The sequence below is a fragment of the Methanimicrococcus blatticola genome (assembly GCF_004363215.1).
Lineage (GTDB): Archaea > Halobacteriota > Methanosarcinia > Methanosarcinales > Methanosarcinaceae > Methanimicrococcus > Methanimicrococcus blatticola.
In genome coordinates this window covers 84843-107847 of sequence record NZ_SNYS01000009.1, presented here as the reverse complement: position 1 = coordinate 107847, position 23005 = coordinate 84843, and the positions used below count along the sequence as shown (strand labels likewise).

The following is a 23005-nucleotide window of genomic DNA, read 5'->3' as shown; positions in this document are numbered from 1 at the left end:
CGCCATTACGGATTGAGAGAAAAAAAGATTGAAAAAATTAAAAAACATCATCCTGTGCATAACTTCGCCCGAATATAACTGCAATTTCCGCTTTTTGAAGTTCGCGCCCCAAATAACCGGCATGGCTCAATTCGGAAATCAAATTTTGACCGAGAATGGATTCAAGCATGAAAGCAGAATCCGTTCCGACAATAATTGCTTTTTTGTGAACAGCAACAATAACACGGCTTTCGGGTGTTTTAACGGCTTTCAGTGTTTGAATTTCTGGGCTGTTTTCATAAAAACCATGATGACGAATAAAATAATCTGCCAACAGGCTTGCCGGAAGAACGCCAATTAAAAAATTGCCGAACAGATCGGATTTCCAGCCCCATTTTGTTTCAGCCGTAAAATCCGGACTTAACGTGCCTGAAAAGACAAGAGAACGTGCCGTTTGCGCCGGCTCATTTGAGTTGATTGTTTCGGCCGATTCAATCCCATTTCCCGGCTTTTTATTTTTGGATTCATCCTCCCGCAAATGAAGCAAATCAAAAACACCGCTTTCTGAAATCAAATTTAAATTGAAATCATGGCGTTTGCGTTTTTCTTTCAGGATCAGGAGATCAATCCCCAAATCTTTCGGAGAAGAATCACGGATGTCGGATAAAACCATCATTTCAGATGCTGTTTTGAGTTCACGAACAGATCCTTTTCCTTTATCGCCGGCGTAAGGCGTGAACAAAACAGAAGCGCCGCATTCATCGGCCATTTCAGCCAAAAGCGCATTCATTCCGACGGAATCGGCATCGAATAATTCAGTCACGTTGCCTGCACCGAATAAAATCGGAACATCAGGATTTCGCTGATGAAATGAATAATAATTCATTAATGAAGGGAGGAGATCTTTTCCGGGTGGCGACAAAATCGGATCGGCAATTATTTTTTTCATTCCCATTTGTCGGGCCGCTGAAATGTTTTTTTCCAATGTCGTGAGTCGATCTTCTTTAGAAAACAAATCAGGGATAACGACAAAAGCGACTATTTCAAAAATCGGATAATCGGCAGAATGACCGAACTCTTTTCGGGACAGCAATTCGCTGTATTCATCCAAAATTCGGCTGTCGACGCTCAAAACCAAATCCGCGCCGTTTGCAATGCCGGAAAGGATTTGAGAAAAATCCCCGGAATCAATGCTGACAGGAACAGGAGAGATGGATTTTACATAAGAAAAAACGGATGAAACGGTTTGCTCATCAGCATCGGGAGAGAAACCGACATCAATCATATCAGCGCCTTCCGAGGCTAACAGGGAAACTTGAAAACGTAATTCGTCTTTTGTCAACGATTCGGCGGCAACGATTTCGGCTAAAATTTTCATACGGGATGTGCCGCCGATTGAAACGGAACCGATATGAAATACCGGCGATTCGGTTGCTTCGTATTCTTTTAAAATTTCAAATGCTTGTTCACTTTTTTGATTTTGAATTAATTCACAAGAAGGAACAGTCTTTGAAAAAACAGGAGAAGACAAAACATATTTTAAATCAACCGCGTGTTTCGGCCCCAAATAAATCGGACTGCCGATTTCTTTTTCCGCTTTTTCAAAGTTGAATTTTGAAAAGCCTGAGACCAAAACGGCATCGTATTTTTTGTTTGAAAAAACAGAATTAGAAAAACCTGAAATCAGCTTTTGCGGTGTGATAAGCGCTGCAACTTCCGTCGGCAAAACGAGAACATCTGCGCGATCTTCAACAGATTTTCGAACGGCAGCTTCGGCCAACAGGCCGGTCACAACGAGTATTTTCATAATGAATCATAAATGACCGAAGGGATAAATAAACTTTTCAAGCAAATAAAAAAAATGAACATCCATTTTAATTCATTTTCATATCCGAACGCCCCACAAAACCCAAAAATAAAACAGGATATTATTCAGAGTATTAACGGCGTTCGATTTTTATTATATTTTTGAAAAAGGATGTTCGACTTGATAAATTTGAAAAAACGAAACAACCACCTCCAACGACGCGTTTCACGAGCGTTAGCGAGTGAAAGAAGGAGTTGGAGATTTCCCCCACGCTGATTAAAAATAAAATCGTGATTTTACTAAAAATTAATAGATTGTGAACAATGTTTTGGAAGCGTCGAGGAATAATCCGCAATTTTCAATTTTACTCGCTACCGCTCATAAAATTTCAATTGCGGTCGTTTTTGAACTTTTAATTAAAATAACAAAACCATAAACATCCGATTTTATTATTTTTTCAAACCCGAACGCCCTTTAAAACCAAAAAAAGAAAAAAGAAAATATTTAGGATTTAGATGGCGTTCGTTTTTTTGAGTTTTTGAAAAAATGATGTTTCAATTCAAACAAAAATAATTGAAAAAACAAACAACCACCTCCAACGACGCATTTCACAAGCGTTAGCGAGTGCATGGAAGCTCAAAGAAAAAGAGAAGAAAAAAGAAAGAAAAAATTAAAATGAAAAAAATTAAACACAGAGATAGAAGGAGAGAAAATGTAAGCGTCACACGCTTACAAACTCTTCAGATCGTTTTTAGTTCGTTTTGATTAAATGAAGTCAATGATGTCTCTGGAAGCAGACAGGTTGACATCTTTGCTTCTGACGGAGGCGGAATTCATTGTAGAAGAAGCAGAGAAACTGCCGATCTTCTGCTGAACGCCTGTCATAATTGCCATAACTCTGACACGACCTTCGTATTCTTCGAGAACACGTGCGCCGATTGTCACTTTTGCTTCGTCGGAAATTTCGTAGGTGAGCTGTTCACCGATTTCCATGGCTTCTTGAAGACTCATGTCGGGGCCGCCGGTGATGTGAATGAGACATCCGGTTGCGCCGCGGTAATCGACGTCGAGAAGCGGGTGGTTGAGTGCTGCTTTGACAACTTCCTGACTCTTGTTCTGGTTCTTGGATTCGCCGACCATCATAACGGCAATTCCGCCGCAGCCCATTGTGGCGCGGACATCAGCGTAGTCAAGGTTGATCAAAGAGTATTCTGTGATTGTTTCAGTGATGCCTTTCACGGTTTCAGCGATGAGCTGGTCCATAACGGAAAGAGCTTGATCAATGGGAAGGTTGGGGACATGAGCCAAAAGTCTCTGGTTGTCCAAAATAACGACTGTGTCGGCGGCCTTCTTTAATGCTTCAACACCGTCCATTGCTTTCTGTGAGCGTGAACCTTCAACTTTAAAGGGTGTTGAGACCATACCGATAACGATTGCGCCCTGTTCTTTTGCAACTTCTGCAACAACGGGTGCGACACCTGTACCTGTTCCGCCGCCCATACCGGCTGTGACGAAAACAAGGTCAGCATCTTTTAAAACAGATTCAAGAGTTCCGCGGGCGAGTTCGGCTGCTTTTCTGCCGATTTCGGGGTAACCGCCTGCACCGAGACCTCTTGTGAGGGTTTTACCGATTAAAATCTTTTTGTCAGCGCGGGTTCTGTCAAGATCCTGCTTGTCGGTATTAATACATATTGTTTCAGCGTTTTCAACGCCCATATTATAGAGACGTTTGATTGTGTTGTTACCGGCACCGCCGCAACCAATGATAACAATGCGGGGTTGACCGAATTCATCAAAACCGCCGTCGCCTTCTGCGCTTGAAACGGATTTTTCCTGTTCTGAGTATTTTAATGCTTCTTGAATGATGGACTGCATATACGAAAACCTCTTTGAATTGTGCGAAATTGTGTGAATTATATATGTGGCTGTTTTTAGATTATTTTTTAATTCCTATAAAATGTCAATCAATTCAAAATCGAAATATTGAATGATAACATTTGATAGTGTGGCGTTAATAATTGAAAGTGTGGCGTTTTTAGCTGCGACATCAATTGATGTAAATAAACATTAACAACAGCGTGTATTAAGCAAAACCTAGCATATGAAAAATGCCAAAGATATCATTTGATTGACATAATTTGAGACATCTATGATATGCTAAACGTTACTATGTGTAAAGCTATATAAATCCGTAATAGTATAAAAACCTATTGCGAAAAAGTGAGAACGAACAGCACGATATTTTTGATAGATGCTCGATTGGAAATATAGGTGTTTTTAGAAATAATTCCAATTAGAAATAAAGAAAAACAAGAATAATATTAAGAATATAATGTATTACATGTAACCGATTTTTAGATTTTTTAAAGTCCGATTACCGACGCTCTTTTTCAATAAGTATCCATCGATTTTCCGTCAAAATTGAATCCATTTGAACATCCGTTTCTTCCTTTGGAAGTTCATCTGCCATTTGAATTTCAAAGCAAATTCCAACCAAATGCATGTAGTTGCGGCAATGCAAGTATTTATCATAAAAACCGGCACCATACCCGATGCGGTTGCCGCATTTATCAAACCCGACACCCGGAATAATAAAAAGCGATTTTTCATCAGGTTCAGCTTTCACAGGGTGAGCCGGTTCCGAAATACCATATCCGGCCTCAATCAAATCAGAAAAATCATGAAGCTGCGCAAAAAACATTTCCTGATCGCGCGTCACGGGAACATAAACAGGCTTCCCAACCTCAAAACAATGTTCGATCAACAAACGCGTTGAAACTTCATTCCGGACATCCAAATACGCAAACAAAGAACCGCTTTTTTCAAACAAATCCGATTGAATAAGCCTGTCGGTAATCGCCTTGCTTTTTTCAAGAACTTCAGCCTGCGTTAAGCTGTCGCGGTGCGCGCGCAAAAATTGCCGGAAATGGTGTTTCATGATTTCACAAACGGATGAACGTATTAAATATAAGATTCAAATGCGCGGCAATACCGGACATTTAAAAACAACAACCGTAAAAGGTTCTTTTATTTTATTAACTTTTGCGGCAAAAAATCATTTTTTGAAAAATTTAACGCAGATTTAAATAATTGAATGATTATTTGATAAATTTACTATTAATTTAAAATATTGAACAAATAAACAAAAATAATAAAAAGACCACCAGAAGACATGACGGAGGATTTTGAAGTATGAACAGTGAAAATCAGGGCAATTTTGAAGAAATCAATACTTCGGGCGAAATAACAGGCAAAATAAATGAAAGAAGAGCATCCCAAAATTCAATTATTGCAGATCTTCGAAAGGAACAGATTTTAGATGCCGCCACTCTCACACTTATTGAAGCCGGATACATAAATACAAGTTTGGCAAAAATCGCTAAAAAAGCCGACATCAGCGCGGCACTTATCCCATATTATTTCCCGACAAAAACCGAATTAATTGAAAAATTGCGTGCCGCACTTCTTCAAAAACAGGAAAATTATATTCACGGAAAAGTTGCCCAAGCCCAAACACCTTTAGAAATGCTCTATATATACATTCGAGCCAGCCTGACATATTCAGAAGAACACAAACACGAATATGATGCGCTGATGGAGATAATTTACAACGGCCGTGATGAAAACGGAACGCCGTACTACAAAATTTTCGGAAATGAAGATACAGAATTATTGGAAAAAATATTGGAAGCCGTTCAAAGAAAAGACGGATTTCCCGGAATGAATCCGGTTTCATTGGCAATCTTGATTAACGGTGCCATTCGCGGCTACACAATGGATGCAAACGCGCCCGATAAACAAGATTATGAAACATATTGCGATGAGCTGATTGAAACCGTCAGCATGTTGTCAGGCTTTTCAAGAAAATATACTTATGAGCCGATTATTCAATAATAAAAATAAGATGAAATCAAACCAACCCCAATATTTAAATTTCAATATTAAAATTGAATATTGAATAAATATAGAGGAGAAGGATTTATGAGCAACAAAGAAATCATCGCAATCATCGGCGCCGGCGCAATCGGACGCGGATTTTTGCCGTGGAAAATAAACACAGAAAAATACGATTTTATTTTTGTTGACATTAATCCAAACATTGTTGACGCCATGAACAAAAACGGCGGCTTTTTGACTTTCAAATCACATGGCAGCAAATTGGAAGAAAAATTTATACACTCAAGTCGGGCTTGTTTAATTTCAGAATTTAAAGCAGCGGACTACAAGAATCTCTCAGCGATTTTCGTTGCCGTCGGCCCGAACAATGTGAAAATGATTGCCGATGCCGTAAAAGATGCATCTTGCTCAATTGTGTTATGTGAAAACGATCCTGCAACCGTTGAAATATTGAAAGCCGAAACAGGAAACGATCGAATTTATTTTGCAGTCCCTGATGTGATTGCGTCAAACACAGCTTCGAGTGAAAATTTATTGCGCGACCCGCTTGCGATACACACTGAAGACGGGATTCTTTTCATTGACGAAAGAGCAGAGTGGCTTGACGGCGATATTGAATACATCAGTGCCGACGAATTATTAAACAAAGAATGGAAAGCAAAATTATTTTTACATAACACACCGCACTGCATCGCCGCGTATTTGGGTGCCATGAACGGACTGAAATATTTGCATGAAGTCATGGAGCGGCCGGAATTATGTAAAATTGTTGTCGGCTCCATGAACGAAATGCTGGATGCCCTAAAAAGTGAAAATGAAAATGATCATTCGTTTTTAGAATGGTATGCGGTAAAGGAAATTGAGCGATTTTCCGACAACCTGTTGTGCGACCCGATTTCAAGAGTTGCGAGAGAGCCTTACAGAAAATTGCAGCCGGACGGAAGACTCCTTGGCGCAGCAGCGTTATGCGAGTCGTCAGGCATTGATTGTGAAAACATATTAATCGGCATTGCCGGCGCAGCCGTTTACGCTTATAATTTGGAATTTACTGATTCAACGGTGCGTTCTGTTTCGAATGAACAAAAAATAACGCACGTGTTTTCGAAAATCGGTTTGGATAATTCAAAAATAAATGATAAAATATTATCGAAACTGGATTTTTTGACTTCCGGTTTTGATTAAAAGTGGATTTTGATTAAAATTTTAATTAAAATAATTTTAATTAAATTTTGATTAAAATAAAAAAGAAAGAAGTGCGAAAGATGGGAATCGAACCCACGAACGTCTACACGAACAGGCCCTGAACCTGCCGCCTTTGACCGCTTGGCAACTTTCGCATATGAATTTATTTTATTTTTTACTGCATTTTTGATTCGTTTTGCGTTTTTTACAAAAACAGCATCTCATAAAGAGTCGGATTCTTTTTAAATCTTATTGTTGAGATTCAAACAAAATGATTAAGATGAGAAAGAATAATTTCCATTGTTATTTATTTTAAGTTTGTTTATTTTAGTTTGTTTAGTTTGTTTAGTTTATGTTTGTTTATGTTTGTTTATTTTAATTTTAAATTGAACAGGAAGATGAAAAGACAGGAGATGAAAAATAATGGAAACAATGGAAGCCTTATATACTCGCAGAAGCGTCAGAAAATTTCAAAACAAATCCGTTCCGATGGAATTGATTGAAGAAGCCGTCAAAGCCGCCATGTTTGCGCCGTCAGCTAGAAATCAGCAGCCGTGGGAATTTATTATTGTTGACAAACAGGAATTAATGGACGCAGTCCCGACTTACAGCCCGCACGCCCAAATGGCAAAAGGCGCTCCTGCCGGAGTTTTGATTTGTTATAATAAAGAATACGATGTTGCCGAAGGATTTTTCCCGCAGGATTTGGGTGCCGCAACACAAAACCTTTTGCTGGCGCTTCATGAAAACGGCCTCGGCGCGGTTTGGACCGGCGTTTATCCGAGAGAAGACAGAATGAAAGGCTTTGTCAATGCATTCAATCTGCCGGAAAACGTCATTCCGTATTCATTCACAATAATTGGATATCCGGAAAAGGAAACGGACAAAGTTGACCGATTCAAAAAAGAGCGCGTTCATTACAACAAATGGTAAAGAAAAAAAGAAAATTAAAAAAAACGTTTAATGCTCGTGACTGCATCCGTTGATGATGATACCGAGCATTTTGTGCTGATACGGAATTTCAAGACGCACGACATCCCAAAGCGTTTCGGGATTCATGCCGAAATTCGGATGAATGATTTGTTCATTCAGCGTTTGAAGAAATTCCCAATCCGCTTTCGGTTTTCTTCTTTTGTAATCATCGGGAAGAGAAAACGCCTCTTCCTGCACTTTATTTAATAAATCAATCAATCTGAGCTGAAACGTCTCATTCGCTATGAATTCACCGTAAACCGGACCGGACGACAAAGCAATCACTTCATCCAATTGAAAAACCATTTGTTCAACGATTTTTTTGGCAGCTTCATCTTCGGGATGATGTGCACAGGCGCAGGAACCGTCATCATCGTCGTCGATGAGCGGGCGATCGTATCCGCGACCATGACCATGCGCGTGTCCATTATGCGTGTGTCCATTATGCGTGTGTCCATCGTGTTTGTCATGTGACCCTTCATGATTATGAGAATGATTGCATTTGCAACCACCCGATGATGAATGAGAATGAGTGTGTTTGCCGCAGCAATTTTTATCAGGGTTCTCTGTTTCCATTTAATCCTTCCAAATAAATCAATTGCCTTTCAAATTCTTTCAAATCAATTTGCGTATTATAGCAGCCGGCGGAGAGAAGCGGAACGCCGTATGTCATAATTTTGGATCGTTTCAATTCGCGCATACCTTTGTTGATTTCATAATTACATCCGATTGCCAGAACGCCGTCCGTCCCTTTTGCGTCGGGATGTTTTAAAATGTGTTTGACAAAAGATGACCCTGTAATGATATAAAGTTTATAGCCGTGCTCTTCTGATAACCTTTTGAGTTCCGCGAAATCGCATTTGCCGCAGGACGTGCATTGAATGCCGGTTCGGGTCGTCCGCGCTTTGCATTCGACGTGGCGCATGCAATGCGGTGCCAGCACAATTCTGGTTTTCGTTCGTGAAAACTTTTTGCACTGCGCGTGATTTTTAATTTCAGCCATTTTTTTATGAAGCTTGTCGGGACTTTTGTAAACGAACATATAGACAGCAAGCAACGGCTTATAGAAGAAATCAAGAACTCTTGAGGCATAGGATGCAAAAAACGCATTTTTTCGGAGCTTCGTGTGTCCGATGTAAAATGCAACCAATAATAGAATCAAAGAAAGAACGAGACCAATAACCATTATCCGACCGACTTCATCGTACATATTTATTGACCTCCTTTATTTTCAAAATCATATAATGTAACCGTCTTTAACGGAATTGAATTTTCCGAAAGAGGAGACACCAGGTCCATTTTCAGAATGACATCGTTCACATTCACTTTTGTCTCAAAACAGCCGTCATTGATCAGATAAACGCCTTGAGACGGAATAATTGATGTTTTTTGCATGGATTCGCTGAGTTCGACCGGACAGGCGACGCCGATACAGGATGTCGGTTTATATTCTTTAAAGATTTTTTTGACAAAACTGCTCCCGGGAACGACAAAGACTTTAAAATCACGCGCTTCGGCTTCTTTTGTGATTTCGCCGATATCGCACCGGCCGCATTTGGTACAGATGAAACCGTAAAGCGGATCGCATCGCGCGTGGCAATCGCTGCTTCTTAAACATTGGGGCAGCAGAATCACTTTTCGTTCCGTTTGCTTTTTGAATTTATCCAAAAAAACGGTGTTTTGAATTTCAACGAGAATTTCGTCAACGAGCAAATCATTCATTGAAAATGCCGAGAAAAACCATTTGGTCGGCGAATAAAAAAGGTACAGCATAAATAAAACAAATTTCGGGAAAATAATTTTCTTTTTTCGTATGCTATAGATACCTAAAGCTAATGCGAGCAAATTGAAAAGAATAACAATTAATAAAAGCCAAACGGCAATTTGTCCGATTAAAATGTAATTAATAGCGATATATAAGCCCTCATAGCGTTTTAACGTGTAAATCGTTTTTTGACACAAGTTTTGTTTTTTGTTGACGTTTTTATTTTTAATAAACCAAGTCATTTAATAAAATAATTTCTCATTGAAAAGATTTTCAACCGCAAATCATGGGTATCTTTTATATACTTTCCGACAGTTATTGAAAAATACACAAAAACGACGAACAAAAAAAGAAACAAAAAAGAACAAAAAGAGAGGGTAAAAATGGAATTGAGTATGGCTTCAAGCAAAAAGGTTTACAGAAACATTGTTAAAATTGACGAAACGCTTTGCAACGGCTGCGGCGAATGTGTTTCGCCGTGTGCCGAAGGCGCAATTGAAATCATTGACGGCAAAGCAAAAATCATTTCGGAAGACTTATGCGACGGAATGGGCGCATGTCTTAACATTTGTCCGACCGGTGCTTTGACGATTGAAAAAAGAGAAGCTTTGGAATTTAATGAAGAAAAAGCAAATGAAATGCAAAAAATGAAAATGACTCACGAAAAAAGCGGCACGGAACAAAAAGAAACGGACGGCGCGGCTTTGACCGGCGGTACGGTTTGTTTTATGTGCGGCAAAACCGATGAAAGCGCGTATTTGATGAATGTTCGAAAAGACGGAAAAGATTTGTGGATTTGCACAAAATGTTTGCCGCGATTGATTCATTAAAGAGAATGAAATTGGAAAATTTTTAAAAAATTGAAAAAAGTTCACATCCGACCGCAATTTTCGATTTCATGAACGAAGTGAATGAAATTGAAAAATGCGGCTTATTCCCCGCCGTTGTTAAAAAAACTGTTCAATCTTGATTTGTAAATTAATGGTTTTTGAAGTTTATTCAACGAATGGGAAGAATCTCCAACACCTTCCTTCACTCGCTTTGCTCGTGAAACGCGTCGTTGGAGGTGGTTGTTTTTGTTTTTCGATTATTTCTGTTTAAACCGAAACATCGTTTTTTCACAATTACAAAAAAACGAACGCCGATTAAACCTTAAAATAAAAATCTGTATTTATTTTTGAGTTTTAACAGGCGTTCGGGTTTATTGAAAATAAGGAAAAAACGATGTTTAATTTTTGCATTAATTTATGAAAAGTTCAAGTACGACCGCAATTGAGATTTTGTGAGTGTAACGAGCAAAATCGAAAATTGCGGATTATTCCCCCCCCATTAATGAAACCATATTTTCCAAGAATGAATAGATTCAATTTACTCAGGCTGCTGTTTTGTTTTTTATTAATTGAATGGAGCGAATCTCCAACGTCTTCTTTTACTCGCTTTGCTCGTAAAACGCGTCGTTGGAGGCGGTTATTTTAGTTTTTCAATTATTTTTGTTTGAATTGAAACATCGCTTTTTTCGAAATTAATAAAAGCCGAATGCCGTTAAAATCATGAAAACTCATTGGTTTTTTATTTTGATTTTAAAAGGCATTCAGGTTGCCGAAAATTATCAAAAGTGATGTTTCGGTTTTAACTTTCGGCGTTTTACCTTCGGGTTTTAATATTCTGAATCTTTGTTTTCAGATAATCTGACTTCAATCAATTCCCCATTTCTGAAACCGGCTTTGATTTTTTCAACCAATTCCGAGTCCGAGCGCAGTTTGATGTCGCCGCCGCGGCCGACGGTCGCGCTGAAAAACGGATTTTCGGAAATGTAAACGTCAACGTCTTTTCCGGAAAATTCGGGAACTTTGAGAATGAAATGCTTTTTTGTTTTCTCAAAAATCGGAATCACGTATTCGGGATTGTTGCCGTAAGCGTCTGAAACGTTATCATACCCGCCATATTCATGGAAATCGCCGGCGTCAAAACCATCACGAACCGGATTTTTCTTGCGTTTGAATGAGAAATCATCCTCGAAATCATCGGCTCTCTTTTTGCGGCCGAAATAATGCGTCGGCATTTCCCGAACATCAATGCGAAGACCGGTATTGGCTTCAATGCGATTAATCGTGTCGCCGCCGCGGCCGATAATTTTCTTTTTATCCGTCGTTTTGACTTTGACAACAGCACTTGTATCGGAAACAAGTTCGACTTCAAACGGACCGGACGTGTAACGCTCAACTTCTTCAGCAAGCATTTCCTCGGTTTCCGCCCAAAACGGTTTTCTTTCTGTCGGCGACGACGCGCCTCCCGGACCGACCGGCATCACAACAACCTGTTCGCCGTAAGTGTAAATTTCAAACTCTGTTTTCCCGGAAGAAATGTCGCTGACAACAATAACAGGGCGCGCCAAATCCGCTTCCATCATACCGTGCGGCACTTTAACCGTGAATTCTAACGTGTAAACCTTAGAAATCTGCCCTTTGTCAATGAAAATGACTGTGTCGACAACCTGCGGAATCACACCGAGCTCAATTCTGCCGATCAGCCTTTGAACGGCGTCAATCGCTCTTGTCGCGTGAACGACGCCGATCATGCCGACGCCTGCCAAACGCATGTCGGCAAACAGCATGAAATCCTGCGTTTTTCGAACTTCGTCATAAATTGTATAATCGGGGCGAACGAGAAGCAGCAAATCCGCCGTATTTTCCATTTTACCTTCCAGCGGCGCATACTGCGTAATTTCCGTCGGCACCTGAAGGTCACGAGGCGATTCCATTGTTTTGACAACGTTTCCGTTTTCCAGCAGGAATTTAGCGACGGATGCGGAAAAAGTGGATTTGCCGGCACCTGGAGATCCGGCGATTAAAACGCCGCGCTGCTGTAAGATTCTCTCTTTGAGAACATCGCTTGCCTGATATTTTTCGAAATCAACGTTTGCAATCGGCCGAACAATCGTGATTTCAAAATCATCGGAGAACGGGGATTCCGTGATTGCGATTCTCATGTCGCGGACTTGAAGAATCAACGCGCCCGTATATTCCATTTCAATAAAAGACTCAGCGTCGATTTTCGTAAAATGAACCAATTCGGATTTGATGTGTTCCAGCTCCGCTGCCGTACAAATGGTCTCCCGAATCGGAACGTATTTCATTTCTCCGACGGAGCCGCGTTTCGCCATCGGCATGACATTTGTTTTCAAGTGAACCGACATCGTTTGGTTGTCAAAAAATGACAAAACGGAAAGTTTGGAAACATCCGCTTCCGTTTCCCGAATGACGGGCGGAACGTAATCCACATTTAACCCGCGCGCTTTTCCGACGATCGCCTGCACTTTATCGGCTGTGACAAAGAGACCGCCGACATTCATTGCCGTTTGCCGAATCAAAGCATCGACTTCGCCGAGTTTCGCGTCTTTGATTTGATGAACGGTCGGGCGGTTGCCCTCAAATTTCAGCTGAATCTGTCCTTCCTCATCCATTTGCCGAAGAATGAGAAGTTCGTCAATGCCGTAAACCCCTGTTTCTCTTTTGCTGTCCGCCTGGTTTTCAAGTTCCGCCAAAACCGCCTCGGGAATAATGACCGTCAGGACATCATTGTCAACCGGCTTGTATCTGCCGTTTTTAATTGAAGCTGAAATAACGCTGTCAATAACCGCGCTTGTGTCGGCGATAATAATGTCTGTCGGAATGATAAGATCGGGATTGTAATCAAATTCAAAATTATCAGAATGAATTTCCGTTGAACGGAATGTTTTCTTTTGAGAAGAAGAAATTTTAGAAACAGATGTTTTTCGTGTTGTCATACGAAAAAATAGGGTTTGGTTGTATTAATAAATGTTTGAAAAAAAGAAAAAAGAACGGTAAAAAAGAAAACCGTTCAAAAATTCATTATATAGAAGTTCGTATCAGATACAAATACTCTGAACCGTCACACACATCTTTACTTTCGTAGGAAATGCCTGTTCCGTCAGCCTGAGTATTGAGTGTTATTTTGTCAGCTCCAAAAGGTGTGTCTATTTCATTTTCAATAGCAGATATCAAATCTTCAATTGAAGAGTCATAATATACAACAATCACCGTTATTGATTCCCCATCGAACGTGTCAACATTATTACCATCAATAGTAACACCATATTGATTCGGAGTCCAAACGGCATACAATGTTGTGTCTGTTTCAAACATAGACGGATCAATACTCTCGCCGTTGCTGTAGAAAATACCGCCGCCGTTTGGAGCAGAACTCCAACCGCTTAAATTATAGCCGACCTTTGAGTAAACGTTATTTATTCCGGAGTCCCCGGGCTCCGGTAAAACCACAGCAGACCCATAGGTTGCATCCTTAGTAAAAAGAGGATTCGCGGTTCCGGTACCGGCATCGAATGTCAAAGTAACAGTGGCAGGTTCCCAGATAGCATACAATCTTGTATTATCCGTAAATGCAGATGTTGTAATGGCTGGACCCAGACTGTAGGAAGTACCTGTACCATCTGCATAAGTATTCCAGCTAGTTACCGTATGACCGAGTTTTGTGAACCCTGATCCATCCGATAAAGTCACCGGTGAACCATACGTAGCCGAGCCGGGGGCGATAGTACCTGAACCTCCATTGAAGTCATAAGTCAAAGTAACAGCGACCGGGTCCCAAACAGCATACAATATTTTAAGTTCTTTGAAAGACGGAGTTGCTGTAGCAAGATAATCAATACCTGTGCCACCAGAGCTATTATTCCATCCTTTGAAATCATAACCGGATCGTGCAAATGGATTAGTTAATGAAACCGGAGCATCTGTCAAAACCTTCTGCGTTACATCAGCAGGACCTACGTAATCTGCATTTTTAATGAGAGTGTAATTCCATCTTGTATGATATTCGGCATTATTAGACGGAGCAGTCGTAAATACCATATTCGGCGAACTGAATGTTATATCAGAAAGAGATGAAGTATCACTTTTCAACTTTGTCCAGCCTGCTAAATCAGTATTAATCTGAGTCGTAGTAATACCGGCTTCAGAGATATTGTAAGTCAGATTTGACGTGGTCGTTGCATAAACCGTTTTAAAAGTGTATGGTGCCGAATCACCGGTATTATCATTCACTTTAATTGCATTGTGAAGAGTCCAGTTTGCATACAAGGTCATATTTTTGTCAACAGCAGAAGTTGTTGAAACAACAGCACCTGTGTCTGATTCAGACCATCCTTCGAAAGTCCATTTTTTATTCTGGTCGTCTTTAAGAACTGCTGAACTGTCAACATTAGAAACATTAGCAGACCAATTACTGATGACATCTGTATACGTAGGAAGTGAAGAAATTTTAGAACCTGTAAGGTATGTTGCATAATCCGTGAAGTATGTTGATGCAGTACCGGAATATGCCGGCGATGTCGGGGCGTTGAAGTAATAGTTGGCATGTGCTTTCCAGCGTGCGTAAGCAGCTGTGGTTGAAGAACCAATCAGTTTACCGTCGCCGTCAGTCAAATCTGAAATACTTTTGGCATCAGTTAATTTTGTTCCACTATCTGCAGCAGTGTACCAACCATCAAATATAAGATTTTGACTATGAGTTGCCGTAGCAGGGAGTGTAAGAACATCACCGGTTAACTTAGAGGATTCTACAATATTATAGCTACCGCCAAAATGATTAACTTGCCAGGTAACAGGGGCTTGCCAGCGTGCGTAAGCGGCTGCGGTTGAAGAATCAATTAATTTACCGCTTGCATCTGTCAAACCGGAAATAGTTGTAACAGAAGTATGCTTTATACCACCATCAGCAGCGGTGTACCAGCCGTCAAAGGTAAGACCTTTTGAATGAACAGCATTTGAAAAGGTCGGAAGTGCAAGCGTGTCACCGGTTAACAAATTACTTTGTGTATAATCAACAGTGCTGCCGCCGAAGTGATTAACTTTCCAGGTAACAGGGGCTTGCCAGCGTGCATACACTGTAGCAGGTTCGGCACTAAGTTTTGCATCTGTATAAGGTAATGTAGCAAAAGTAACACCACTGTCAGAAGAAGTGTACCAGTTGGCAAAGGAAGTTAAACTGGTGTGTGCGGGTGAACTGGAAGGAAGACCTGAGCTCCAAAGGTCACCGGTTAAAACCTTGTTACCGGAAGCACTAGAACTGCCGGTGCCACCATATTTTGTGGCATCCCATGCAACAGGGACTTCCCAGCGTGCATACACTGTAGCAGGTTCGGCACTAAGTTTTGCATCTGTATAAGGTAATGTAGCAAAAGTAACACCACTGTCAGAAGAAGTGTACCAGTTGGCAAAGGAAGTTAAACTGGTGTGTGCGGGTGAACTGGAAGGAAGACCTGAGCTCCAGAGGTCACCGGTTAAAACCTTGTTACCGGAAGCACTAGAACTGCCGGTGCCACCATATTTTGTAGCATCCCATGCAACAGGGACTTCCCAGCGTGTATAGAAGACTTGATCATTATCTAATTTTGTTGCAGTAATCCAAGCATTATTAAATGTTACCGGACTGCCTGTGCCCTGCCAAAGATTTGCATCAATTGATGATAATGAAGTGTGAGTTTTGACATCATTTGTTCCCAAAACATCGGTAAACGAAACAGTATCGCCCGTAAGCTTAGAAATCGTTTCTGCAGCTGTTCCTGCGCCACCGAACTGGTTACCGTAAACAGACATTTCCAAGTTCCAGCGTGCATAAAGAGTATTTCCGCTAGGTGTGCGTGTAATTCGTGTTGAGGCTTCGTCTGCTTCAAGAATAATATCGCTTGCAGAGAATGATGTACCGAAATCAGAAGACTGATACCAGCCGTTGAATTTTCCGGATGTTGTTCCCGTAGGATCAACGTTTGTGTGCTTTTTAAGATCAGTAAAGACAAGAACGTCATTGGAATCATAAAGGTGATCTGCAAGAGTATCGCCGGTCAAAAATGTAGTTAAAACCTGATTACCGCCGTTACCGCCGTATTTAGAGGCATCCAATGTGATCGGCATTTCCCATTTGGCGTAAAGAGTAATAGGTGCGGTTAAAGCATCAACACCATCGTTCCATTTATCAGATCCATAATCAGGGTCTTTATACCAACCTGCAAAAGTCAAAGAATCCGGATGAACCGGAACAGGAACTTTATTGGTATCGGTGTGAACAGGAATTGTTCCTTTGTAGTAAGTCACATCGTAATCAGGAGTTGTTCCGCCGTTTGCAATTGTATTAAGTGTAATATTGTAAGCAGGTCTGTTATTTCCGCCACCTTTACCGGGAGTGGCAATGATAACATCGCCGACCGATGATGGAGATTTCGGACTTTCAGGTTCATTAGAATCATCGGGTCCCGATTTGTTAGAATCATTTGTTTCAGTCGGATTCAAATCCTGACCGAAACCGGTCCCGGAAGGTGAATCATTGTCATTGTTGCCATAATAGACAAACATAACTGCAATGGCGCCGATAATAATAATGGCGATTGCAACAATCATAATTATTTGATTTCGTGTAAATTTCATAAAACCCCTCTATGGATTTTCGAACAATAATTTTGTTTTCCATAATATAAAGGAAAGACAATTACAAACCGTACACTCTGTCCATATCTTAAAGATTCACAAGGATATTGAAAAATAATTCAACCCCGTCATTTTTCAAAGACCCTATTAAACCAACAAAATAACGAACATCAAATTGATACCGTGAAAGTATCAATAAATTGGTAGCATAACTAAGGCAAAATAAAAAAAAGTATATAAGTTGAATGGTTGATGGACTGTAATAAAATATTTGATCGATTGAGTTAAACAAGAAAAATATAAAATATACAGACCTAATGGTTTTAAGAACATGATGTAATCTCAAAAAAATAAGAAGCATGAGGAGACAACTAAGTAATTATTCATCCATGAAAAAAAGAAAAAAAGAATGGTATGAAAACCATTCTATGAAAAATTAATTGAAAATTTAAGTTGTTGGTTCAATTGTCAACACATATGTTTTACTTTCACTGAAAGTGTAATCAGACGTAGCTGGAGTGCCGTCAATATAGACAGTTCCCGCGGATGCTGTGAACAGGTCTTTAGAATTAATATCAGTCACGAAATAATATGTTCCGGAAGTTAAATCCAATCCTCCATCCGAAATTAATGTAACTCCGCTTGGCACAGTAATTTTAAGCACTGCCGATTTTAAAACAAAGATATTATAAACAGTTCCGTCGGATGCTGTTGCCTCAACTGTAACAGTAGAGGGAGCCGGTATTCCACCATTTTCTAAACCGGAAATTGGGGATGCCATTGTAATAGTGACAATATTGCCGGAAGGTGTTGCAGAAGCAACAGCATATGAGTTAATTACAACAGCCCCGCTAACGGATTTTCCGATATCTACTGAAATATCTTCATCTTCAATTTCTCCGGAAGGAACATAAATGAAAATATTCCGATTTGCGACCAGATTTTGGTCTACAACGAGTTTATTACCGTCTTCATCTGTTGCAACCGCTTTCTTTTCAAAAATTGCATTCACCGTATAAGTTTGAGATGTAACAACTGCTGAAGTTTCGTATGTATTAGAGTCTTTTTTAGTCAAATCAACCGGGTCGCCGTTTGAATCAGTCACTTCCAAGAATCCTGTATATCCGTTATTGGGCGTTAATGTAAACTCAATAACTCTTTCTTCAGAAACAAAATATTTTGTTGCGCCGGCACTAATTCTTGCGATATTAAACACACGGCCGGCATCAGCCGGATTTGCGAGTTCAACAAATTCAAAAGAGCCGCCTGCTGTTGCAGAAGCTTCCCATGCAGCTGTTGCATAGAAAGAAATTTTATACTCAACATCACCGACTGAGATCGTTAAGTCAGGCGTATTCCAGGGTGTTGTTGTATCACCTGAGAAATAAATGTTTGCAACTTTACCGTCGTAAGAAGAATTCGTTTCTGTAGTTCCAATGGGAGCAATTAAACTTGTGGTTTCGACATTAAAATCAGTAATTACTCCGGGCATTGTCAATACAATGGTTTCGTCTATTATTTCAGTTGAAGGAATATAGAAATACCATTTCACAACACCATCAACAGCCGGAGACTGGTCTACGACGACCTCTTTCCCATTTAATGTTGCGGGGGAGGAGGGTGCGCTGTTGCTTTTGCCGCCTCCGCCATTGCCCTGAGTTGCATAAACAACATCAGGCAATCCGGAAGTTGGAGGCGTGTTGTTCGTTGTATTATTTGTTGTGTTGTTATTGGTATTGTTATTGGAATTCGTGTTGTTATTTGTATTGTTGTTTGTTGTGTCGTTTGTGGTATTGTTTGTTGTGTTATTTACCGTATCATTTGCTGCGCTGTCACCGGATTTCAGGCACCCGGCCCCGACAATTCCGATAGCGGCAAAGAGAATTATAAAAATTAAAAATAATTGCTTCTTTTGAGTTATCATATTTCTAAACCACCATATTAATGAATTAACGAAAACCCATTTGCATCAGCTGTTACAGCCAATTTTGAAATTTTTATAAAATGGGCATTAAATAAATAATTCGCTTATTGAATATATAGATTTTCAGAAATGATATAGAATTGAAAAGAGAGATAAAAAGAAACAGACAAAAAATAAAAAAGAAATAAGAACGGCAGATCGTTCTTAATTCTTGTGATTAGCCAACGATACGTTCAACAATTGTTATTGTATAGATTTGACTTTTTAAAAACGTATATTCATGAGGGGTCGATTCAATAAATTCACCATCAGAAGAGCCAATTAAAACAAATTTATTCTCACCATCGGGAGTGAAACTAAAAGTATGCTGTTTGCCAACATCAGTTACAAAACTATGTTTGCCTGCCTCCAAATCTAATGCATTGTCAACTGTTAAAGTGTAGCCTTCCGGAATCTCAAAGTTAAGAAGAGCTGAAGCCAGCAAGTAAACATTATATGTGCCGTTTTCAGTTTCAACTACAAAACTGATTGTATTCGGATTAACGCCACCTTTTTGGGTTACTTTATTAGTCTCACTCATGGTAGCTTCTATATCTTTAAAACCGATAATCCTAACACCGGCAACATCACCAGAAAAAATAAGATTATCCCTTACAGTTAAAGATGTAATATTAGAGTTAAATTTCAAAAGAATTTTTTCACCAAGAATATCTTCTGCAGGAACATAAAGGAAAATATTTCCATTTTCAACCAAATTCTGATCCACAATGATGTTTTGATTTTTGCCATCAATTATGAGACTTGCTTTGACAGCTGTTTCAAAAGTTGTTTTGACGGAATAGATTTTACTTTCTGCTGTGAATATGGAAGTATACCCTTCCGCACGACATTCAACCGGGTTGCCTTCGCTGTCTTCAATAACTAATGCTCCTGCCATGCCTTTGTCGGCCTTTATCGTAATACGCGTTTCTCCGGGTTCAGCGACAACAGTTTTCTTGGCAGAGCCTTTGACTGTAACAATTTTATCATCCCTATCGAGATAGACTGTTTCAACAATAGAAACTTGACCGCCTTTTGCAACATCAAAATTCCATACAGATGAAGCAAAGAATGAAACGTAGTAAGTATCATCACCAATTTTAACTTCAAGATTTGGAGTGTCCCATGTACCAAAACCAGGCTCATCCACTGCGGCTTTAACAGTCACACTTTTACCATTAGAAACAGCATCTTTAAGAACAGACTCGGACCCCGCTGAAACAACAACAGAGTCAACGGATTTCAAAAATGTAATACTCAATATGTCATCTGTTACAATATCTGCTGCGGGTACATAGACGTAAACATTGTAAGTATTTGGTTCATCTCCTTCGTACTCTTCAACAACGACTGTTTGGTCGCCCACTTTTGAAGTGATTTCAGTAGGTGCGCTGTTGCCGCGTCCGCCGCCGCTGCCCGGAGTTGCGTAAACGACATCAGGTAATCCGGAAGTGGGAGGCGTGTTGGTTGTGTTGTTTGTATTATTTGTCGTGTTATTTGACGTATTGTTATTACTCGGGGGGGTACTGTTTTGAGAATTATCGCCTGTACCTGTTCCATTCGATGAATCGTCATCATTGTTCTTAAGACATCCTGAACCAACGAGACCAATAACGGCCAAGAGGATGATAAGAATGAAAATTAATTGCTTTTTTTGAATAGTCATGTAAAATACCACTGTAAAAATAAATTAATATAGATTAAATAAAAAAATCATTAAGAGGGATTCCCCTAATGAAACAAAATAATATAAATTGTATATAATATATATATACGTTGCCAGAAATTAAGGGAGTGCTAAAAGAGATGAAATATTTCAAAAGTCAATTATAACAATAAATCAAACAGCCATTCACCCGTTTGCTGATTCTATCGGCTCAAATGTAATTTTTACTGTATAAGTGAGGCTTTCCGGCTTAAATGTGTAAGACGGCAGTGAAGTTTCATTATACACTTCATATTCCCCCGTCGTAATAACAAATGAAGAAACCGCATATCCTTTGTCAGGAACCGGCATAAAAGTGACATTTTCATTAATATCAACCGCAACATATTCTTTCTTTTCGAAATCATAAGTTCCGGTATTGTCTGTAAATTTCAAAGATCCGTTAGAACCGATATCCATATCAATAACAGCCGATGCCAAGATGAAAATGTCATAGGATTTATTGTCAACAGTAACAGTTAAGCTTGGCGTTGTCGGATCAGTGTTAGCGGGCTCAAAAGAGGCTGACGACTCATCAACAATTGAAACCGTTACAATATTACCGGAAGCCAGCGGAAGAGCAAAAATAATTTTTTCATCATACGTTTCGATATTGTCGACGGTCTTATTAAACGTTAAAATCAAATCGTTCCCTTCAACTTCTTTTGCCGGAACATACATGTAAAATCTTGGATTTTCGTTTTCAGGATAAGAATCCCAAAGCATTATCGGTTGCGTACCGAATTTAGCGGAAAAACCGAGAGTGGCATTCGGCTGAGTCACGTTTGACGAATTGTTGTTTGTACGGTCTGTTCCGTTCGATGAATTATCGTCTTCTTTCAGACAGCCCGATCCGATAAGACCAATAACCGCCAAGAGGATGACAAGAATTAAAATAAATTGTTTTTTAGAAATCATATATACCACTGAAGAAAAAAGAAATATTAAATTATACTGTAATTGCTGAAAAATACGATTTAGTAAACATCTTTCTCATCAAAAACTTTCTCACCGACGATTTCCCCGTCAACGGTTCGGTAGAAACAGGATTTATACCCATTATGGCAGGCACCGCCTGTTTGTTCAACGAAAAGCAAAAGGCAGTCTGCGTCGCAATCAAAACGAATTTCCAAAACGGATTGGAAATGTCCGGAAGTTTCCCCCTTTTTCCAAAGCGATTGCCGGCTGCGACTCCAATAATGCGCGATTTTTGTTTCCAACGTCAATTTCAGCGCGTCTTCATTCATGTAAGCGAACATGAGAACTTCTTTTGTGGCAGCGTCCTGAACAATTGCAGGAATCAAACCGTTTTCAAATTTAAATTGGGAGAGATCGGCTGCATTGATTGAATTATTGCCGTCGCAGCAGCATTTTGAATTATTCATGTCTCAAAAGCCGTTTGATGAGTATATATAATTTTCGTTTTTAAAAAAATAAGAAGCCGCATATAAAAGAATGGAATTTGTATGTTTGTGAAAGAACAATGGCTTCGAATTTCACAACAGGTGTTCCGGAAATTGATCGTTTGACGGGAAATAAGATCGGAAACGGATCGTTTCTTTTATTGTCCGGAAATGATGATGAAGGAATTGCCGCTTTTTCGGCAGAGATTGAAAAATCGAATGGGAGGACTGCCGATAAAGAAAATATTGAAAAAACCGGCTGCATGTTTTTGAAAATAACGCCTGAAAACAGGCATTGTTGGAAAGAAATGTGCAGCCGGACTTTCGAAAATAAAACGATGCAAACCAAAAAAACAACAAAAATAAACCAAACTGAAAACCAAAACAATCAGGAAGCTGTCGCAGAGAAGTCATTGAAAATGATAATTTTCATTGACACTCTCAGCGAATTGTTTCAAAATGAAAAACAAACTGAAAAGAAAAATGAAAAACAAAAAGAAGAGAAAAATGAAAAACAAAACGAAAACTCTGCCCAAGATAGAAATGATGAAGATTCTGCCCGATATGAAAATGATGAAGAGGAAGAATACCGCATTTTTTCTTTTGTAAAAGAAATAAAAAACGGCATTAATGATCAATAGATTGTCATCGGATGTCTTCACACAGACATCCTTTCAAAACAAATTGAAGAGCGATTGAATTATTTCGCGGATTCGCGAATGGAATTTCAGATCAAAGAAAACGGCGGCAAATTTGAACGCAAAATATTAATTTACAAATACAAAACCGGCAATGCCGGCGGGAATATTTTAAAATACACAATAGAGAGCGGCAGAATACAAATTGAAAATAAAAAAAGAATTTATTAAGGA

Annotated in this window: 18 protein-coding genes and 1 tRNA gene; 6 read left to right on the top strand and 13 right to left on the bottom strand. The window is 39.5% G+C overall.

The genetic code is table 11. The features are described 5' to 3' along the window. Nucleotides 1-37 precede the first annotated feature (37 nt). The 3 genes from C7391_RS06060 to C7391_RS06050 all read right to left on the bottom strand — a co-directional run bounded on the left by C7391_RS06060 (nucleotide 38) and on the right by C7391_RS06050 (nucleotide 4724). Complete coding sequence (locus C7391_RS06060) at nucleotides 38-1786, bottom strand: DUF4346 domain-containing protein (RefSeq protein WP_133517658.1); 1749 nt, start codon at nucleotides 1784-1786, stop codon at nucleotides 38-40. A gap of 765 nt (nucleotides 1787-2551) precedes the next feature. Continuing rightward, nucleotides 2552-3661 carry a cell division protein FtsZ gene (gene ftsZ / locus C7391_RS06055; protein WP_133517657.1) on the bottom strand — a complete coding sequence of 370 codons (1110 nt, stop codon included), beginning with the start codon at nucleotides 3659-3661 and terminating at the stop codon, nucleotides 2552-2554. Between the two features lie 499 nt (nucleotides 3662-4160). Then, nucleotides 4161-4724: a 5-formyltetrahydrofolate cyclo-ligase gene (locus C7391_RS06050; RefSeq protein ID WP_133517656.1), complete on the bottom strand. Its 564-nt coding sequence runs from the start codon at nucleotides 4722-4724 to the stop codon at nucleotides 4161-4163. 254 nt (nucleotides 4725-4978) lie between these two features. Here C7391_RS06050 and C7391_RS06045 point away from each other — a divergent pair, with 254 nt between their 5' ends. Next, the gene (locus C7391_RS06045; protein WP_133517655.1) at nucleotides 4979-5680 is read left to right on the top strand and encodes a TetR/AcrR family transcriptional regulator; all 702 of its coding nucleotides are present in this window, start codon (nucleotides 4979-4981) and stop codon (nucleotides 5678-5680) included. An 87-nt stretch (nucleotides 5681-5767) separates the two neighbouring features. Then, nucleotides 5768-6865: a mannitol dehydrogenase family protein gene (locus C7391_RS06040; protein WP_133517654.1), complete on the top strand. Its 1098-nt coding sequence runs from the start codon at nucleotides 5768-5770 to the stop codon at nucleotides 6863-6865. Nucleotides 6866-6937: 72 nt separating this feature from the next. On the opposite strand, the gene C7391_RS06035 is transcribed toward C7391_RS06040, so the two are convergent. Beyond that, nucleotides 6938-7020: transfer RNA gene (locus tag C7391_RS06035), tRNA-Leu, on the bottom strand. A gap of 268 nt (nucleotides 7021-7288) precedes the next feature. Between C7391_RS06035 and C7391_RS06030 the strand changes: the two genes are divergently transcribed. Next, nucleotides 7289-7798 (top strand): nitroreductase family protein, encoded by a 510-nt coding sequence (locus C7391_RS06030; protein ID WP_133517653.1) that lies wholly within the window; start codon nucleotides 7289-7291, stop codon nucleotides 7796-7798. A gap of 27 nt (nucleotides 7799-7825) precedes the next feature. Here the strand turns inward: C7391_RS06030 and C7391_RS06025 are convergent, their stop codons facing one another. From C7391_RS06025 to C7391_RS06015, 3 genes are read right to left on the bottom strand one after another with little or no spacing between them, the layout of a single operon-like run. Then, nucleotides 7826-8413: a hypothetical protein gene (locus tag C7391_RS06025; RefSeq protein WP_133517652.1), complete on the bottom strand. Its 588-nt coding sequence runs from the start codon at nucleotides 8411-8413 to the stop codon at nucleotides 7826-7828. After that, complete coding sequence (locus C7391_RS06020; RefSeq protein WP_133517651.1) at nucleotides 8394-9047, bottom strand: DUF116 domain-containing protein; 654 nt, start codon at nucleotides 9045-9047, stop codon at nucleotides 8394-8396. The genes C7391_RS06025 and C7391_RS06020 overlap by 20 nt, the downstream gene beginning before the upstream one ends. Before the next feature lie 2 nt (nucleotides 9048-9049). Next, on the bottom strand, nucleotides 9050-9610 hold the full coding sequence (locus C7391_RS06015; RefSeq protein ID WP_324254605.1) for a DUF116 domain-containing protein: 561 nt from the start codon (nucleotides 9608-9610) through the stop codon (nucleotides 9050-9052). 375 nt (nucleotides 9611-9985) lie between these two features. Between C7391_RS06015 and C7391_RS06010 the strand changes: the two genes are divergently transcribed. Beyond that, nucleotides 9986-10432 (top strand): ATP-binding protein, encoded by a 447-nt coding sequence (locus tag C7391_RS06010; RefSeq protein WP_223611022.1) that lies wholly within the window; start codon nucleotides 9986-9988, stop codon nucleotides 10430-10432. Nucleotides 10433-11259: 827 nt separating this feature from the next. On the opposite strand, the gene C7391_RS06005 is transcribed toward C7391_RS06010, so the two are convergent. The 6 genes from C7391_RS06005 to hisI all read right to left on the bottom strand — a co-directional run bounded on the left by C7391_RS06005 (nucleotide 11260) and on the right by hisI (nucleotide 22115). Further along, entirely contained in the window at nucleotides 11260-13389 is a 2130-nt protein-coding gene (locus C7391_RS06005) for a PINc/VapC family ATPase (protein WP_133517649.1), read from the bottom strand. Nucleotides 13390-13474: 85 nt separating this feature from the next. Beyond that, entirely contained in the window at nucleotides 13475-17035 is a 3561-nt protein-coding gene (locus C7391_RS06000; protein WP_166627429.1) for an InlB B-repeat-containing protein, read from the bottom strand. A gap of 475 nt (nucleotides 17036-17510) precedes the next feature. After that, entirely contained in the window at nucleotides 17511-18986 is a 1476-nt protein-coding gene (locus C7391_RS05995) for a hypothetical protein (protein ID WP_133517647.1), read from the bottom strand. Between the two features lie 217 nt (nucleotides 18987-19203). After that, the gene (locus C7391_RS05990; RefSeq protein WP_133517646.1) at nucleotides 19204-20691 is read right to left on the bottom strand and encodes a hypothetical protein; all 1488 of its coding nucleotides are present in this window, start codon (nucleotides 20689-20691) and stop codon (nucleotides 19204-19206) included. Nucleotides 20692-20877: 186 nt separating this feature from the next. Further along, nucleotides 20878-21648, bottom strand: coding sequence for a hypothetical protein (locus C7391_RS05985; RefSeq protein ID WP_133517645.1), 771 nt, complete (start codon nucleotides 21646-21648; stop codon nucleotides 20878-20880). 59 nt (nucleotides 21649-21707) lie between these two features. After that, entirely contained in the window at nucleotides 21708-22115 is a 408-nt protein-coding gene (gene hisI, locus C7391_RS05980; protein ID WP_133517644.1) for a phosphoribosyl-AMP cyclohydrolase, read from the bottom strand. 287 nt (nucleotides 22116-22402) lie between these two features. Between hisI and C7391_RS05975 the strand changes: the two genes are divergently transcribed. Together C7391_RS05975 and C7391_RS08340 are read left to right on the top strand one after the other, a co-directional pair. Then, a complete protein-coding gene (locus C7391_RS05975; protein ID WP_133517643.1) occupies nucleotides 22403-22774 on the top strand; it encodes a hypothetical protein in 372 nt (123 codons plus the stop codon). A 78-nt stretch (nucleotides 22775-22852) separates the two neighbouring features. Beyond that, nucleotides 22853-23002: a hypothetical protein gene (locus C7391_RS08340; protein WP_166627428.1), complete on the top strand. Its 150-nt coding sequence runs from the start codon at nucleotides 22853-22855 to the stop codon at nucleotides 23000-23002. Nucleotides 23003-23005 lie beyond the last annotated feature (3 nt).

Coding starts and splice junctions, on each gene's coding strand:
- C7391_RS06060 (WP_133517658.1), bottom strand. CDS start 1,786: ATGAAAATACTCGTTGTGACCGGCCTGTTGGCCGAAGCTGCCGTTCGA.
- ftsZ (WP_133517657.1), bottom strand. CDS start 3,661: ATGCAGTCCATCATTCAAGAAGCATTAAAATACTCAGAACAGGAAAAA.
- C7391_RS06050 (WP_133517656.1), bottom strand. CDS start 4,724: ATGAAACACCATTTCCGGCAATTTTTGCGCGCGCACCGCGACAGCTTA.
- C7391_RS06045 (WP_133517655.1), top strand. CDS start 4,979: ATGAACAGTGAAAATCAGGGCAATTTTGAAGAAATCAATACTTCGGGC.
- C7391_RS06040 (WP_133517654.1), top strand. CDS start 5,768: ATGAGCAACAAAGAAATCATCGCAATCATCGGCGCCGGCGCAATCGGA.
- C7391_RS06030 (WP_133517653.1), top strand. CDS start 7,289: ATGGAAACAATGGAAGCCTTATATACTCGCAGAAGCGTCAGAAAATTT.
- C7391_RS06025 (WP_133517652.1), bottom strand. CDS start 8,413: ATGGAAACAGAGAACCCTGATAAAAATTGCTGCGGCAAACACACTCAT.
- C7391_RS06020 (WP_133517651.1), bottom strand. CDS start 9,047: ATGTACGATGAAGTCGGTCGGATAATGGTTATTGGTCTCGTTCTTTCT.
- C7391_RS06015 (WP_324254605.1), bottom strand. CDS start 9,610: ATGCTGTACCTTTTTTATTCGCCGACCAAATGGTTTTTCTCGGCATTT.
- C7391_RS06010 (WP_223611022.1), top strand. CDS start 9,986: ATGGAATTGAGTATGGCTTCAAGCAAAAAGGTTTACAGAAACATTGTT.
- C7391_RS06005 (WP_133517649.1), bottom strand. CDS start 13,389: ATGACAACACGAAAAACATCTGTTTCTAAAATTTCTTCTTCTCAAAAG.
- C7391_RS06000 (WP_166627429.1), bottom strand. CDS start 17,035: ATGATTGTTGCAATCGCCATTATTATTATCGGCGCCATTGCAGTTATG.
- C7391_RS05995 (WP_133517647.1), bottom strand. CDS start 18,986: ATGATAACTCAAAAGAAGCAATTATTTTTAATTTTTATAATTCTCTTT.
- C7391_RS05990 (WP_133517646.1), bottom strand. CDS start 20,691: ATGACTATTCAAAAAAAGCAATTAATTTTCATTCTTATCATCCTCTTG.
- C7391_RS05985 (WP_133517645.1), bottom strand. CDS start 21,648: ATGATTTCTAAAAAACAATTTATTTTAATTCTTGTCATCCTCTTGGCG.
- hisI (WP_133517644.1), bottom strand. CDS start 22,115: ATGAATAATTCAAAATGCTGCTGCGACGGCAATAATTCAATCAATGCA.
- C7391_RS08340 (WP_166627428.1), top strand. CDS start 22,853: ATGGAATTTCAGATCAAAGAAAACGGCGGCAAATTTGAACGCAAAATA.